The organism is Exiguobacterium sp. s50 (assembly GCF_018618175.1).
In the GTDB taxonomy this organism is placed as follows: Bacteria; Bacillota; Bacilli; order Exiguobacteriales; family Exiguobacteriaceae; genus Exiguobacterium; species Exiguobacterium chiriqhucha.
Genome location: NZ_JACSLP010000007.1, coordinates 1 through 14,428, shown reverse-complemented (window position 1 = coordinate 14,428; position 14,428 = coordinate 1). Strand labels below are relative to the sequence as shown.

The following is a 14,428-nucleotide window of genomic DNA, read 5'->3' as shown; positions in this document are numbered from 1 at the left end:
AGACCAGCCCTCGAGATGGCTGGTCTTCTACATTCAACTCTGTTGCAACTCGGCCCGCTCTTCGTCCGTGAACACGCGGGAACGGCTTAAAAACCGTTTTCCTTCGACGCCCTCGACCGAGAACATACCGCCCCGGCCCTCGACGACGTCGATGATGAGCTGGGTGTGCTTCCAGTAGTCGTATTGCTTCTCGTGCATATAGAACGGACAACCGCCGATTTCGCCGAGCAGGACGTCATGATCTCCAATCATGAATTCGCCTTGCGGGAAACACATCGGGGAGCTCCCGTCACAACAACCGCCCGACTGGTGAAACAAGAGCGGTCCATGTTTTCGTTTCAGCTGTTCGAGGAGCGCGAGCGTGGCGGGGGTGGCCTCGACGCGGTTCACCATCTCAGAAGAACCCGAGTTTTTGTTCGCTATAGCTAACGAGCATGTTTTTCGTCCGTTGATAATGGTTGAGCATCATCTTATGGTTCTCGCGACCGATTCCAGACATCTTGTATCCACCGAACGCGGCATGGGCCGGATATTGGTGATAGCAGTTGATCCAGACGCGACCTGCTTGAATCTCGCGACCGAACCGGTAGGCGCGGTTCATGTCACGCGTCCAGACGCCGGCACCGAGTCCGTATAACGTGTCGTTCGCGATGGCGAGCGCCTCGGCGTCGTCTTTGAACGTTGTCACCGATAAGACCGGTCCGAAGATCTCTTCTTGGAAGATGCGCATCTTGTTATGGCCTTTGAAGATGGTCGGCTGCACATAATAGCCGTCGGCGAGTTCGCCGTCCATCATGTTGCGTTCGCCGCCGATGAGGCACTCCGCGCCCTCCGACTTTCCGATCTCCAAATACGACAAGATCTTTTCCATCTGCTCATTCGAAGCTTGGGCACCCATCATGACGTCAGGGTCGAGCGGATTGCCGAGCTTGATGGCTTTGACTCGTTCGAGCACCCGTTCCATGAACGGCTCATAAATCGACTCGTGAATGAGCGCGCGTGATGGGCACGTGCATACCTCGCCTTGGTTCAAAGCGAACATGACCAGCCCTTCGATCGACTTGTCAAAGAAATCATCATCCGCATCCATGATGTCCGCGAAGAAGATGTTCGGTGACTTCCCACCGAGTTCGAGCGTGACCGGGATGATGTTTTGTGAGGCGTACTGCATGATGAGTCGACCTGTCGTCGTCTCACCCGTGAAGGCGACTTTGTCGACGCGGTCGCTCGACGCGAGCGGTTTGCCGGCCTCGAGTCCGAACCCGTTGACGATATTCAACACGCCTGGCGGGAGTAGGTCTTCAATCAATTCCATGAGCACCATGATCGAAGCCGGCGTCTGTTCGGCTGGTTTCAATACGATACAGTTTCCGGCAGCGAGAGCCGGCGCGACTTTCCAGACCGCCATTAAAATCGGGAAGTTCCATGGGATGATTTGGGCGACGACACCGAGCGGTTCATTGAAATGATAAGCGACCGTGTCGTTGTCGAGTTCACTGATGCCGCCTTCCTGTGACCGGATGACGCCCGCAAAATAGCGGAAGTGATCGATAGCGAGCGGTAAATCGGCATTGAGCGTCTCGCGGACGGCTTTCCCGTTTTCCCACGTCTCGGCGTATGCGAGCATTTCGAGGTTCGTTTCCATACGATCGGCGATTTTATTTAAAATGACAGAGCGTTCAGTGACCGACGTTTTGCCCCAGGCGTCTTTGGCAGCATGGGCCGAATCCAAGGCGAGCTCGATATCTTCTTTCGTTGAGCGGGCGACTTCGCATAAAACTTTACCATTTACCGGAGAGGTGTTCTCAAAATATTCTCCCCCTGCAGGCGCGGTCCACTTTCCGTTGATGTAATTCTCATAGCGGTCTTTAAAGTGAACTTTCGTGCCTGTCGAGTTTGGGACTTCATAAATCATGGTCGTTCCTCCCTTTTCCGTAAAGTATAGGGATTCTATGTATGCGCTTACATTTTACTGTAAGTCAACAGCTCCCTTTTTTCATCGTAACGGGTCGATGTGATAAAAGTCAAAATTTTTCGACAATAATTTGTCACATTTAAACGGGAATGTTTTGAAGTCAAGAATTGTGGTAAACATCATATTAGTATCAATTCCAAATCGAAGGAGTGGACAGATTCATGGCAAAAACATATCAAGTCGACCCGGCACACAGTTCGATTACATTTACGGTCAAGCATATGATGATTTCGAAAGTAAAAGGGGAGTTCAAAGATTTTCACGTCGAGGCGAACGGGCAACCGGACGATCTCGCGAACGCGAGCGTGAAGGTGACCATCAAGGCGGCATCAATCGATACGAACAACAGTGACCGTGACAACCATTTACGGTCTGGAGACTTCTTCGATGTGGAGCAACATGAGGACATCGTGTTCGAGTCGACATCGTTCCGCTCAAAGGGTGGCGGTGAATTCGAATTGACCGGGAATTTAACGATTCGCGGGACGACCCGGGAAGAGACGTTCGAAGTCGAGTACGAGGGAAGCGCGAAAGACCCGTGGGGCAATATGAAACACGCTTTTACCGGGGACGGGTCAATCAACCGAGAAGATTACGGATTGACGTGGAACCAGGCGCTCGAAGCGGGTGGCGTTCTCGTCGATAAAAAAGTCAAATTTGATTTTGAGCTCCAGTTCACGGAGTCAGAGGCATAAAAAAAGTCGCTCTTGTGAGCGACTTTTTACTGTTCGTAGGCCAATTTCTTTTGCAAGCTCTCTTCACTGAACACCCAGCCAGTGAATGAAGACAACACTTCATTCGATTCTTCGTCGACGATGACGACGGCGACGAACGGATAAATATCTTTCGCGAAATAGCGCAAGTTCGTGAAGCGATACTCGATCATACCGTTGTGACGCGTGACCGTATACGTGTGAATCTTCGAGAATTCGAGGAACGATTGAAGATCCGCATTTTTACGGGCTTCCACGAAGTGAAGGTCATCTTCACCTGGCATCGGCTTGTCACGGAAACGACCGCATTCGATGACCGTTCCTTTTTTCACTTTGACGGCACCTAAACCGTTGCGGAATCGAACGGCGACATGCCAGTCATCCCAACCGATACCTGGCGAGATGAACAGTTCGTGTGCACCAGCGAAGTGACGGGCGACCGTGGCGAGGGCGCGGTTACGCAACTTGAATTGAATCGCATAATAGCTGATGAGGAGCGCAATGAGCAATGCAAAAATCGGGACAGTCGCCCCTGTGATAAGCCATAATACATATGCCCCATAGTAGGCAGAGAACAAATACGGATCAAACGTACCAATGACGCCCCAGCCAATCCATTTTTTCGAAAACGGTTGAAGGGCCTGCGTCCCGTAGGCGTTGAACAAGTCGACCGTAACGTGTAACAACACGGCGATTTGTGCCATGACCCATAATGAAGCGGGGTTGACGCCAAGCGCGAGTCCGATGACGGCGCTGACGATGATCGGCCAGGCGAGTAGTGCGGTTATTCCGTGTGAACGACCGCGGTGCTGGCGTAAATACGTGCTATTTCCTTTTAGTTTGAAGACCGTGTCAAAGTCCGGAGCATGTGAGCCGACGAGCGCCGTCGCTGTCATGGCTAGAAACATTTGTGCGTCGCCTGACACCTCCGGGCTGAGTGTCGCGATTGCACTTAAACCTAGTCCCATCCCAATGTGAGTAGCAGTATCCAATGTGCTTCAGCACCTCCATAAAAGTAGAAAAACCGCATATTTTAATCCACTACATCATACAATATTTTTAAAACGAGGGGAAACAAAATGCTCGATGTTGATAAATTGTTCACAAATTATAATATTCAAGAATTCAACACAAATTTAGTAACGTGGTTCAATCGCGAAAAGCGTGATTTGCCATGGCGTCACGGAAAAAATCCATATCGGGTCTGGGTGAGCGAAGTCATGCTCCAACAGACGCGCGTCGATACCGTTATCCCATACTATAACCGTTTCATGGAGCGGTTCCCGACGATTGAGGCATTGGCAGCGGCCGAACCCGATGAGGTCGTCAAATATTGGGAAGGACTCGGTTATTACTCACGGGTTCGAAACCTTCATCAAGCCGTCCGAGAAGTCGTTGCCGTGTACGACGGGATTGTCCCCGAGGAAAAAGAACGGTTCGAAAAACTGAAAGGTGTCGGACCGTATACGACTGGGGCGGTGTTATCGATTGCCTACAATCAGCCGGAACCGGCCGTCGATGGCAACGTCATGCGCGTCATGTCCCGTCAATTCGGGATTTATGACGACATCGCCGTCCCGAAAACGCGAAAACTGTTCGAGCAAGTCGTGCGCCGACTCATGGACCCGGCGCATGCCTCAGACTTTAACGAAGGCATCATGGAGCTCGGGGCGACGGTATGCACGCCGAAAAACCCGATGTGTTCGCTCTGTCCCGTTCAAAACGATTGTTATGCTTATACCCATAACGTTCAAGATGAACTCCCGGTCAAGACGAAAAAAGGGGCGGCTCGGATTGAGATGTATGATGCGCTCTACTGTCGCCAGGACGGCCGGACCGCATACGTGAAGCGCCCAGATGCCGGTCTTCTCGCTGGAATGTGGCAATATCCGCTTACAGACCGCGGAACGGGGGAACAGTTAAACGGAACCTATATTGGACAAGTGAAACATGTGTTTTCCCATATCGTCTGGTACATCGACTTATACGAGGTCGAGACGCTATCGGACGGCGAGTGGGCTTGGCTCGACGAAGAGGCACGCGACGTGGTGACGGTATCGGTCGCCCAACAAAAATTAGAGCAGATGGCAGGTGCGAAAGATGAGACAGTTTGACGTACGAACACCATTCGACACGTCTGTGGACACATTATGGACGTTGCTTCAAGACGCTTCGCTCTTATCAAAACTGACGTCCTTCCCGAAAGTGACGCTCGTTGGAGATGGGGCTTCGGTCGAGGGGAACGTCGTTCAGCTCCGTATCGGGGTTGGGCCGGTCTCTTTGCCTTGGAATAGCGCCATCACATTGGCTGGAGACCGTGCCTTTTGTGATCAAGGCGTAAAGTTGCCGTTTCCTTTCCGTCGTTTCAGTCACGTCCACCGCGTCGAACAAGTGGACGGGCAAGCCGTTATGGTCGATGAGGTCACGTTCGACAGTTACGTGCCGACTGTCCTCGTCGAGTACTTCGTGCTCCGGCCGATGTTCAAAGCGCGAGCCGAGGCATTCCAAAAAACACTAAATTCGTGAAAATAAGAGATTTCCTTTTTCATTGGTTCTGAAAGTCGCTATAATTAAATATGAGAATTGTATAGCATCATAGCGGAAAGGAGGAGCTTATGAGCTTATTTCCCAAAGCAGGTAGCAAGATCGAGATACAGAGCTACAAGCACAACGGAACTTTGCATCGCGTTTGGGAAGAAACGCTCGTCCTTCAGTCGTCAAAAACGGATATGATCGGATTCAATGACCGCATCATGGTCAGTGAGTCAGACGGCCGGCAATGGAGAACACGTGAGCCGGCAATTTGCTACTTTTCATCTGAGTTTTGGTTCAATGTCATCTGCATGATTCGCGAAGATGGGATTTACTACTACTGTAATCTAGGTTCGCCGACAACGTTCGATGGGGCAGAACGTGCCATCAAGTACATCGATTACGATTTGGACATCAAGGTGTTCCCGGATATGTCGTACACGATTTTAGATGAGGATGAATATGAGCGGCATCGTCGCGAGATGAATTATCCGAAAGCGATTGATCGAATCTTGAAACAGAACGTTCAAGAACTTATTAACTGGATTCGAGGACGGAAAGGGCCGTTCAACCCAACATTCGTCGATGAATGGTATCGCGAATACGAAGCACGTTACCGGAGATGATCGCTCATCTCCGCTTTTTTTCTTGAAGGAGGAACTAATGGGTAGTATTAAACGTTATTTACAGTTCGTTAAACCGTATAAGAAACAAATCGCGCTGACCATTTTCGTCGGGATTTTGAAATTTTCCATCCCACTCGGGTTGCCGCTCCTTTATAAATATGTCATCGATAACTATTTGACAGACCCGGAACCGGCGAGGGATTATACCGAGCTCGTCTGGCTGTTCAGCATCGTCTTCTTCGTCTTCCTCGTCTTGAAGCCGCCGATTGAATACTTGCGCCAATATTTGGCGCAATGGGCAGCGACGCGGATTTTGTTCGACGTCCGGAACCGATTGTTCGACCACGTCCAAAAACTATCGCTCCGCTATTATTCGAACAATAAGACGGGACAGATTATCTCGCGCATCATCAACGATGTCGAACAGACGAAAGACTTCGTCATCACCGGCCTGATGAACATTTGGCTCGATATGGTCACGATTTTAATCGCGATCGCCATCATGTACACGATCGATCCGCAATTGACGCTCATCGCCATCTTGCCGCTCCCGTTCTACGCCATCGCCGTCCGCTACTTCTACGGAAGATTGCGCCGGCTTACGCGGGAACGCTCGGCCGCTCTTGCGGACCTTCAAGGTCATTTGACCGAACGCGTCAACGGGATGGCCGTCATCCGCAGCTTCGCCCTCGAACCGTATGAGAACAAGGCGTTCGAAGAACAGAACGGTGGCTTCTTGAAGGCCGCGCTCCGTCATACAGGGTGGAACGCGAAGACGTACGTCGTCGTCTCGACGATCACGGACATCGCCCCGATCTTAATCTTCACATCGGCTTCTTGGCTCGTCCTGCAAGGGGATGTCTCGCTAGGGACACTCGTCGCCTTCATCGCGTATATCGATCGTCTCTACGCACCGCTCGGCCGTCTCGTCAACTCGGCGACGACGCTCACGCAGTCGGTCGCTTCGATGGACCGGGTCTTCGAGTTCCTCGATGAGCCGTATGACATCGAAGAAAAATCGAGTGCGTTCGTTCCCGTGAAAACGGCAGGCGACATCGAACTCGATCAGGTCAGCTTTGCGTACGAGAAAGACGGTACCCGCGCCCTCCGTGACGTCAACCTGCATATTCGCTCTGGAGAGCGGGTTGCGTTCGTTGGCATGTCCGGTGGCGGAAAGTCGACGCTCGTCAGCTTGATTCCCCGGTTTTACGACGTCACGTCGGGTAGCATCAAAATTGATGGCACCGACGTCCGTGATTTCAAATTGCGGGCGCTGCGCGATCAAATCGGGATGGTCATGCAAGATTCGGTTCTGTTCAGTGAATCGGTCGCGATGAACATCCGGATGGGGAATCCGGAAGCGAGTGACGAAGATGTGATCGCCGCCGCGAAAGCAGCGAACGCACATGAGTTCATCTCGAACTTGCAGGATGGCTACAATACGCCGGTCGGGGAAAAAGGTGTCAAACTGTCAGGCGGTCAGAAACAACGGCTTGCCATCGCCCGTGTCTTCTTGAAACATCCGCCAATCATCATTCTCGATGAAGCGACGAGTGCGCTGGACCTTGAGAGTGAGGCGATGATTCAGGATTCGCTCGCGCGTTTGACGAAAGGGAGAACGACGCTCATCGTCGCGCACCGATTGTCGACCATCACCGATGCCGATAAGATTGTCGTCGTCGATAACGGACAAATTATGGAGACCGGGACGCATGAAGAACTGATGCGTCGCCGCGGAGCCTATTACGATTTGTATATGATTCAAGATTTGGCAGTCGTCGAATGAGACGCGGCCTCGAGGAGACTCGGGGCCTTTTTTTGTTTTCCGTGACAGTGAGACGGGAATGAAGAAACGACATGCCAAAAGGGGGAGAGTCCAATGATGAACGGGGAAGGTTTAATCACAGTAAAACCGCTTAAGGACGCGCTCGAGCTGACGTGGTCAGTGGAGGGGAAGGTCCGGCTTACGCGGAACGGGAAGTATGTGTATGAAGGGACCGACCAGCACTATGTCGACCATGAGACGGCCGTCGGAGAGCAAGTCGCCTATCGTCTCACGGATGAGCAAGGGGAAGTGGCGAAAGTGTATACGGCCGCCGTCGACCCGAGCGATGATTTGTATTGGAATCGACATCTCACATCGGCCGTCGTCGCGTCGACCGGTACCCATCTCCAATGGGATCCGATTCCTGACGTCGAGACGTATGCGATCTATCGACAAGGACGACGAATCGCCGAGGTCGTCGGGAACGCCTATTTGGACGACACACCGCTACACGAACCGACGATGTATGAAGTTCGGGCGCTCCGCCCGGTGAAGCGGGACGCGAAACCGGGGACACGTCTCATTCACGCTGTCGGCAAAGCAATGTCACTCGCCAAAGAATTGAAGACGGACACGCGGCGCGACAAAGAACTGTTCGTCATGTATTTTCTCGTCAGTCCGCTCCGTCCTGATTTGGAGACGGTCAATCAGATTCAGCTTCGCGTCCAGACGTTCATTCGTCCGCCGATGATTAAAAATCCGAACTTATTGTCGCCTCACCCTTATTTTGAAGGGGATGGACGACCATACAACGTTCATGCGAACGACTATCGGACGCGGACGGAAGTGAAAGTCGAAGGGATGCACGACATTCCGATCGTCTCTATCAAAAAAGATGCCGGAGTGACGCGCGGATACAACGCCCGTCATCAACTGACAGGAGAAGATGTCGCTTCGGTCGATCAAGTGTATCTTGACGATATCGATATTGACCGGGGGCGGACCGCATACCGCTTGCACCATTCGGTCGGCAATCCGCTCGTCATCGCGCCGGACATCAAGTACACGATTGTCGCACAATTGAAGGACACTGCCACGTTCAAACTGTCCGGTAGTCATACGCAATCGCCGCACCATGAAGTGTATCTTCAAGTCGGGGATGCCCCGTGGACGACGATTCACCGGGCCGATGACCTCGGTGTCAGCTTCATGGGCAATCCGATGCCGGAGTGCCATTGGACGTACTTGACGTGTATGGACTAAAAAAACCGTCGACTCATCGAGTCGGCGGTTTTGGTTGTTGATCGAGAAACCGGCTTCGTTCTTCCGGTGTCGGCAGTTTACACGTCTGTTTTTGTCCGAACCATTCGTAACGATGCTTGGCGATGACATCATAGCCGAAGTCGCGAATCGGTTTTGGGACGATTTTCACGAACCGGAGCCATCGCCACATCCCATCCAATCCTTCTGCAATCCGGATGGCCGCGTCGGATTTGATATAAGGCACGCCGTCACGAATCAAGACGATGCTGTCAACCGAGTCGCTGATGCGGTGACGTTCACGTAGCGTCTTCCCAGCGTCGCCTTGAAGCGAGGCAAAGTGGAAGTTCCCTGTTGTGTCCCGATTCAAGATGAATTGGACGCTGGCGTCGCAAAAATTACAGTCTCCATCAAACAATACAATGGCTGGCATTTGGTTCGCCCCCTTCACTCTTGCCTGTTTCCGTTCCGAAGTCAGTTCAAACGTCATGCGGCAAGCTGGCGCACCGATTCCATTTTATAGAGCGAGACGTAATAAAGATACGCCCCGAGCGCCCCGAACAAGAAGATGTAGCCGCTCATGAACACAGGTCCGATGAACGCCCCGACGACGATGCCGGCCGCGGCCACGAGTTTGGCCCCATGGAATGTGAGTCCCCCAAAAGCGAGATACGAGGCGCGACGCTCTGGGTCGAGCAGGTCGACTTGCTTCACTTGGCGGATTGGTGAGTATAGCAACTCGCCGACCGTGAAGACGACGGCCAAGACGGCGAGAATCAGAAATGAGTTCATCGATGTGATGGCCGCATACGCTGTGATATAGAGTGACAAGCCGATGAAGAATACGTATTTCTCCCGGTACCGTTTCACAAAGGCGGTGACGGCGAACGTGATGGCGACGACGAGCAATGTGTTCTCGAGCTGCATGAACGCCATCATCCGGACACCGTCGAACGGCACGCCGATAATCGCACGTTCTTGGAACGATTCGGCCAAATGAACGCCGATATAGTTTGCCATATGAAACTCTGTCGAGAAGACGAGCATGCTACCGAGCACGAAGAGCATCCAGCGTCGGTCATTCAAGGCAATCCGATAGTTTTGAATCACGCCGACGATCGGGTTGGCCGGCGTCGACCGGTTACCTTGATGTGAATCGACGAGATAGCGTTGCAAGACGACCGTTGTGATGGTCAATACGAGCGTCATACCGATAAATAAACCAAACCGGTAGTCGCGATAGAACGCACCGCCGAGCATGACACCGCCGGCGATCGCTAAATTGACGAGCCAATAATCATATACATAAATCGCTTTTCGATTCGATGGTTCCATCGAGTCGATCACAATCGCTTCGAGAGCCGGATAGTTCAAGCCGTTGGCGACGGCGTGACCGAAATACAAGATGGCTACGGCGAGTGCCCAGTTGTTCGATGGGTGAATCGCGACTGTCATTCCGATGAAGCAGAGAATTTGGACGAGTTGGCCAATCTGTAAGACGTGCTTGCGATTAAAGCGGTCGGAGAAGTACCCACCGAACAAGCCGGTGACATACCCGACGATGACGAATGACGTCATGATGATCCCGGCAGCGATTTTGCCGAGTTCTTCTGAAAAATATAAAGCCATGAATGGAAAGATGGCCGAGCCGACGATGCGGATGAAAAATCCACAGACGAGTCGAAGTCGGACGTTAGTTGGGAAATCTTTGAATTTCATGTGAGCACCTCCTTGTCACTACTTTAAACGTGGACTACACTTGGTAAAAAGAGACAAATTATTTGGACATGTCCACTTTTAGGGGGAATGACATGAATGCAAAACTAGTGGCAATTTATCGCTATGCGTTACAGGCGGACAAAATGGACGTGACACTCCGGCAAGCCGTCGAGGTGGTCGGCTATAGTGAGAAACAAGTGAAGCGCGATATCAAGGCATGGGAGGCGATGGGATGGGTGACCTATCAAGCCGGCAAAGGGCGCGGCCATGAATCGATGCTTCGTTTTCAGTCGGACTTTGACGAGACGCTCCAGGCGTGGGTCGTAACCTCATTTTCTGAGGCTACGATGGCGCAGGCGGCCAAATGGTTGGAGTGGGATTGGCCACCCGCATTACGGGAACTGATCCAAGCGCGGATTTGGAACCGATTTGGTTTCGAACAGACGGAAGAAGACCGTTTTATTTTCCCGAGGACGCGGACACTCGAGTCACTTGATCCGCTTGATATCCACATCGCGATGGAGGCGTCGTTATCGCGTCACGTCTTCGACCGCCTGTTCGAATGGGACGGGACCACGGTTCAACCGTCGCTAGCCCATCATATGGAGGAGACGCCATTTGGATTTCGCTGTTACATCCGTAAAGGGATCACTTTCCACAACGGGATGACGTTAACGGGCAAAGACGTCGTCTACTCATTGAGCCGACTCTTGGCTCGCGGCAAACAAGTCTGGTTGTTCGCACCGATTGATCGGGTCGACTCGCCCGCACCGTATGTGGTCGACCTCTATACGAAAGCACATCGGGCCTACATCGAGCGCTTGCTTGCTCAAACACCGGCATCCGTTACGTATGAAGGAGCAGAAGGGATTGTTGGGACGGGGCCTTTCAAATTGGAGAAACAATCCGACGACGTCGTGCGTTTACGGGCGTTCGAGCGCGGGTTGCGCCCCCGTCCGTCATTGGACGTGGTTGAGTTTGTCACGTTCTCGGAAGCAGATCACGCCAAATGGAGCGCGCGGGACGATCATAGCGTCGTGAAATGGATTGCCGAGGCCGGGGCTCGTTATCTCATGTTCAACTTACAGCACTCCTGGCTGAAAGAGGATATGGCGACGCGACGCGCGATTCAACGGGCGATCGATAAACAAGCGGTCGTCGATTTGGGGGGAGAACGTCATCAAGTGGCCCACGGCTTCTTCCCGGAAACGAGTCGCCCGATTTCACTGGCCGAGCCAAGCGAGAGTTCTAAGCGTCCGCTTCGACTATTACACTTGCCGTTCGACGTGGCGACGGAAGACGCTGCGCTTGTCGCATCACAGTTGCGGGCTGCCGGTTTCACCGTCGAGACGGAGACGTATGCGCTCAGTTGTTTACTGCAAGAGGAGACACTTCGCCGAGCCGATTTGATTTTATGCGGGGAGATGATGAGCGAAGACTTGGATTTGGCGTTTCTCGCCTTTTTGACGAGTGAACTGTCGCTCGTCGGCAAGCTCGTCGCACATGAAACGGACCTCCGAACGATGATGGACCGCTACCGTCAAACCGATATGAGCGCTTGGCCGATGCTCCATCGGGAGGTGGAACGCTATTTGACGGAAGCGGCGCTCGTCATTCCGCTATACCATGTCGAGCGGGAGCGGAGCTTCCCGAGTTTTCTAGGCGACGTGCCGGTCGATATATTCGGACATCCACGCTACGACCAGTTGTGGATCCGACCTTCGGTGTAATCAAAAAGGAGATGCCGCGGCATCTCCTTTTACTTATAGTTGGGCGAAGGCGCGGTTTACCGCAACAATCGTCTCTTCGATATCTGTCTCGCTATGCTCAGTCGTCAAGAACCAAGCCTCATACTTAGAAGGGGCCAAATTGACACCGTTCTCGAGCATCAATTTGAAGAAGCGTCCGAACACTTCACCGTCCGACTTCTCGGCTCCCTCATAGTCGGTCACGACCTCGTCCGTGAAGTACACCGTAAGTGCGCCTTTTAGACGGTTCAATGTGATGGTCACGCCGTGTGTTTTAGCGGCTTCACGAATCCCGGCCTCGAGCTGGGCACCGAGCGCGTCAAGCTTTTCATACACACCCGGTTGCTCGAGTACTTCGAGGCAAGCAATCCCTGTTGCCATCGATGCCGGGTTACCGGCCATCGTTCCGGCCTGATAAGCTGGACCGAGCGGAGCGACCGTTTCCATAATTTCAGCTTTACCTCCATAGGCACCAATCGGCAAGCCTCCGCCGATGATTTTCCCGAGGGCGGTCATATCCGGCTCGATGCCATATACTTGCTGGGCACTGCCGTATGTGAAGCGGAACGCCGTGATCACTTCGTCGTAAATAACGAGGGCGCCATGTTCATGGGTGATGTCGTTGATGGCCTGGAGGAATCCAGGTTTCGGCTCGACGATGCCGAAGTTTCCGACAATCGGTTCGACGAGGACACAGGCGATTTGACTGCCCCATTCGCGCATCATGTCTCGGAACGCCTCGACGTCATTGAACGGCACGGTGATGACTTCTTTCGCCGTGGCCCGTGTGACGCCGGCCGAGTCTGGTGAGCCGAGCGTGGCCGGTCCGCTGCCTGCTGCGATGAGCATCAAGTCCGAGTGGCCATGATAGCAACCGCTGAATTTGACGACGAGTTCGCGTCCCGTGTAAGCACGGGCGACACGTACGGTCGTCATGACCGCCTCGGTCCCCGAGTTGGTGAAACGGACCTTATCCATTGACGGGATGGCCGCCTTTAGTTTTTTCGCGAACTCGACTTCAAGCGCATGCGGTGTCCCGTAAAGGAGTCCTTTAGACGAAGCCGCGATTAACGCTTTATGGATATGCGGATGGGCGTGGCCCGTGATAATCGGACCGTACGCCGCCAAATAGTCGATATAACGATTGCCGTCGACGTCATAAAAATAGGCGCCGTCTCCTCGTTCCATATAGACGGGTGCACCTCCGCCGACTGCCTTGAATGAGCGGGAAGGGCTGTTGACCCCGCCGACGATATGCGTCAAGGCATCGGTATACAAAACGTCTGAATTGTTGCGTGTAGATGGTGTTGCCATATGTATTGCCTCCTTTTAGAAATTCGCACTTATTGTATCACAGCCGTCAACCGCTTAAGCTCAACGTTTGACGACCGTTCCAGAAATCAGTACACTATTTATAAAGATTACTATGTAAGAAATAGGTTAATTACTACTAACACTTCAAATGAATTCTATAGAAGAAATGAGGGATTGACGTGGGAAGCGAAATGCTTGACCATGCTGTTCAGTCGCTCCGAGAACATGGAGTCAGAATGACGCCTCAGCGCCAGGCCATTTTGGAGTACCTCGTCACGGAGCACAGTCACCCGACAGCGGATGACATTTATAAGGCACTTTCGGCGAGATTTCCGAACATGAGTGTCGCTACCGTCTATAACAACTTGCGCGTCTTTAAAGAAGTCGGTCTCGTTCAAGAGATGAATTACGGAGACGCATCGAGCCGGTTTGATTTCGTGACGTCGCGTCACTACCACATCATCTGTGATGCGTGTGGGAAAGTCGTTGACTTCAACTACCCGGTCCTCGATGAAATCGAATCGGTCGCATCTCAATTGACTGGGTTCAAAGTCGACCGTCATCGTCTCGAAGTATACGGGACATGCCCGGCGTGCCAAGCTGAACAAGCGCATAAACATTAAAAAACATCCTCTGTAGACTGACCTAGCTATATGAGACACTAATAAAAACACCTTGATTAGGCTGCCGCCACACCATATTTTATCGGTGTGAGGTAGCCTAATTTTTCTTGGATACGTTCTTCGTTGTAGTAAGTTAAGTAATTATTCACCCGC

At 52.4% G+C, this 14,428-nt stretch carries 15 protein-coding genes; 8 read left to right on the top strand and 7 right to left on the bottom strand.

Annotated elements, in window-relative coordinates; genetic code table 11:
- Nucleotides 1-33: 33 nt before the first annotated feature.
- The gene (locus tag KNP68_RS10750; protein WP_021067747.1) at nt 34-393 is read right to left on the bottom strand and encodes a DUF779 domain-containing protein; all 360 of its coding nucleotides are present in this window, start codon (nt 391-393) and stop codon (nt 34-36) included.
- Between the two features lies 1 nt (nt 394).
- Nucleotides 395-1,915 (bottom strand): acetaldehyde dehydrogenase ExaC, encoded by a 1,521-nt coding sequence (gene exaC, locus KNP68_RS10745; protein WP_029596012.1) that lies wholly within the window; start codon nt 1,913-1,915, stop codon nt 395-397.
- A 221-nt stretch (nt 1,916-2,136) separates the two neighbouring features.
- On the opposite strand from exaC, the gene KNP68_RS10740 reads away from it, so the two are divergent.
- Entirely contained in the window at nt 2,137-2,670 is a 534-nt protein-coding gene (locus tag KNP68_RS10740) for a YceI family protein (protein WP_021067745.1), read from the top strand.
- A gap of 26 nt (nt 2,671-2,696) precedes the next feature.
- Here the strand turns inward: KNP68_RS10740 and KNP68_RS10735 are convergent, their stop codons facing one another.
- Nucleotides 2,697-3,680, bottom strand: coding sequence for a metal-dependent hydrolase (locus KNP68_RS10735; RefSeq protein WP_029596011.1), 984 nt, complete (start codon nt 3,678-3,680; stop codon nt 2,697-2,699).
- Between the two features lie 87 nt (nt 3,681-3,767).
- On the opposite strand from KNP68_RS10735, the gene mutY reads away from it, so the two are divergent.
- From mutY to KNP68_RS10710, 5 genes are all read left to right on the top strand, one after another.
- Complete coding sequence (mutY, locus tag KNP68_RS10730; RefSeq protein ID WP_214799560.1) at nt 3,768-4,802, top strand: A/G-specific adenine glycosylase; 1,035 nt, start codon at nt 3,768-3,770, stop codon at nt 4,800-4,802.
- On the top strand, nt 4,789-5,214 hold the full coding sequence (locus tag KNP68_RS10725) for an SRPBCC family protein (RefSeq protein WP_029596009.1): 426 nt from the start codon (nt 4,789-4,791) through the stop codon (nt 5,212-5,214). The genes mutY and KNP68_RS10725 overlap by 14 nt, the downstream gene beginning before the upstream one ends.
- A gap of 89 nt (nt 5,215-5,303) precedes the next feature.
- Complete coding sequence (ntdP, locus tag KNP68_RS10720; protein WP_021067741.1) at nt 5,304-5,846, top strand: nucleoside tri-diphosphate phosphatase; 543 nt, start codon at nt 5,304-5,306, stop codon at nt 5,844-5,846.
- Nucleotides 5,847-5,883: 37 nt separating this feature from the next.
- On the top strand, nt 5,884-7,632 hold the full coding sequence (locus KNP68_RS10715) for an ABC transporter ATP-binding protein (protein ID WP_214799558.1): 1,749 nt from the start codon (nt 5,884-5,886) through the stop codon (nt 7,630-7,632).
- A 93-nt stretch (nt 7,633-7,725) separates the two neighbouring features.
- Complete coding sequence (locus tag KNP68_RS10710; RefSeq protein ID WP_021067739.1) at nt 7,726-8,874, top strand: DUF3238 domain-containing protein; 1,149 nt, start codon at nt 7,726-7,728, stop codon at nt 8,872-8,874.
- A gap of 13 nt (nt 8,875-8,887) precedes the next feature.
- Here KNP68_RS10710 and KNP68_RS10705 read toward each other — a convergent pair whose 3' ends face one another.
- Entirely contained in the window at nt 8,888-9,304 is a 417-nt protein-coding gene (locus tag KNP68_RS10705) for a thiol-disulfide oxidoreductase DCC family protein (protein WP_214756663.1), read from the bottom strand.
- Between the two features lie 53 nt (nt 9,305-9,357).
- The gene (locus KNP68_RS10700; RefSeq protein ID WP_214799556.1) at nt 9,358-10,590 is read right to left on the bottom strand and encodes an MFS transporter; all 1,233 of its coding nucleotides are present in this window, start codon (nt 10,588-10,590) and stop codon (nt 9,358-9,360) included.
- Between the two features lie 92 nt (nt 10,591-10,682).
- Between KNP68_RS10700 and KNP68_RS10695 the strand changes: the two genes are divergently transcribed.
- Nucleotides 10,683-12,320, top strand: coding sequence for an ABC transporter substrate-binding protein (locus tag KNP68_RS10695; protein WP_165569469.1), 1,638 nt, complete (start codon nt 10,683-10,685; stop codon nt 12,318-12,320).
- A 33-nt stretch (nt 12,321-12,353) separates the two neighbouring features.
- On the opposite strand, the gene KNP68_RS10690 is transcribed toward KNP68_RS10695, so the two are convergent.
- The gene (locus tag KNP68_RS10690) at nt 12,354-13,652 is read right to left on the bottom strand and encodes a glutamate-1-semialdehyde 2,1-aminomutase (protein WP_131472975.1); all 1,299 of its coding nucleotides are present in this window, start codon (nt 13,650-13,652) and stop codon (nt 12,354-12,356) included.
- Between the two features lie 191 nt (nt 13,653-13,843).
- Here KNP68_RS10690 and perR point away from each other — a divergent pair, with 191 nt between their 5' ends.
- Nucleotides 13,844-14,275, top strand: a complete 432-nt coding sequence (gene perR / locus KNP68_RS10685; protein WP_029596002.1) for a peroxide-responsive transcriptional repressor PerR — start codon at nt 13,844-13,846, stop codon at nt 14,273-14,275.
- A gap of 56 nt (nt 14,276-14,331) precedes the next feature.
- Here the strand turns inward: perR and KNP68_RS15320 are convergent, their stop codons facing one another.
- Nucleotides 14,332-14,424: an IS3 family transposase gene (locus tag KNP68_RS15320; RefSeq protein WP_353048053.1), complete on the bottom strand. Its 93-nt coding sequence runs from the start codon at nt 14,422-14,424 to the stop codon at nt 14,332-14,334.
- Nucleotides 14,425-14,428 lie beyond the last annotated feature (4 nt).

What these genes read in the sequence shown, in the direction of transcription:
- exaC (WP_029596012.1), bottom strand. Translation starts at nt 1,915, where the DNA reads ATGATTTATGAAGTCCCAAACTCGACAGGCACGAAAGTTCACTTTAAA.
- ntdP (WP_021067741.1), top strand. Translation starts at nt 5,304, where the DNA reads ATGAGCTTATTTCCCAAAGCAGGTAGCAAGATCGAGATACAGAGCTAC.
- perR (WP_029596002.1), top strand. Translation starts at nt 13,844, where the DNA reads ATGCTTGACCATGCTGTTCAGTCGCTCCGAGAACATGGAGTCAGAATG.
- KNP68_RS10750 (WP_021067747.1), bottom strand. Translation starts at nt 393, where the DNA reads ATGGTGAACCGCGTCGAGGCCACCCCCGCCACGCTCGCGCTCCTCGAA.
- KNP68_RS10725 (WP_029596009.1), top strand. Translation starts at nt 4,789, where the DNA reads ATGAGACAGTTTGACGTACGAACACCATTCGACACGTCTGTGGACACA.
- KNP68_RS10695 (WP_165569469.1), top strand. Translation starts at nt 10,683, where the DNA reads ATGAATGCAAAACTAGTGGCAATTTATCGCTATGCGTTACAGGCGGAC.
- KNP68_RS10710 (WP_021067739.1), top strand. Translation starts at nt 7,726, where the DNA reads ATGATGAACGGGGAAGGTTTAATCACAGTAAAACCGCTTAAGGACGCG.
- KNP68_RS10690 (WP_131472975.1), bottom strand. Translation starts at nt 13,652, where the DNA reads ATGGCAACACCATCTACACGCAACAATTCAGACGTTTTGTATACCGAT.
- mutY (WP_214799560.1), top strand. Translation starts at nt 3,768, where the DNA reads ATGCTCGATGTTGATAAATTGTTCACAAATTATAATATTCAAGAATTC.
- KNP68_RS10700 (WP_214799556.1), bottom strand. Translation starts at nt 10,590, where the DNA reads ATGAAATTCAAAGATTTCCCAACTAACGTCCGACTTCGACTCGTCTGT.
- KNP68_RS10740 (WP_021067745.1), top strand. Translation starts at nt 2,137, where the DNA reads ATGGCAAAAACATATCAAGTCGACCCGGCACACAGTTCGATTACATTT.
- KNP68_RS10715 (WP_214799558.1), top strand. Translation starts at nt 5,884, where the DNA reads ATGGGTAGTATTAAACGTTATTTACAGTTCGTTAAACCGTATAAGAAA.
- KNP68_RS10705 (WP_214756663.1), bottom strand. Translation starts at nt 9,304, where the DNA reads ATGCCAGCCATTGTATTGTTTGATGGAGACTGTAATTTTTGCGACGCC.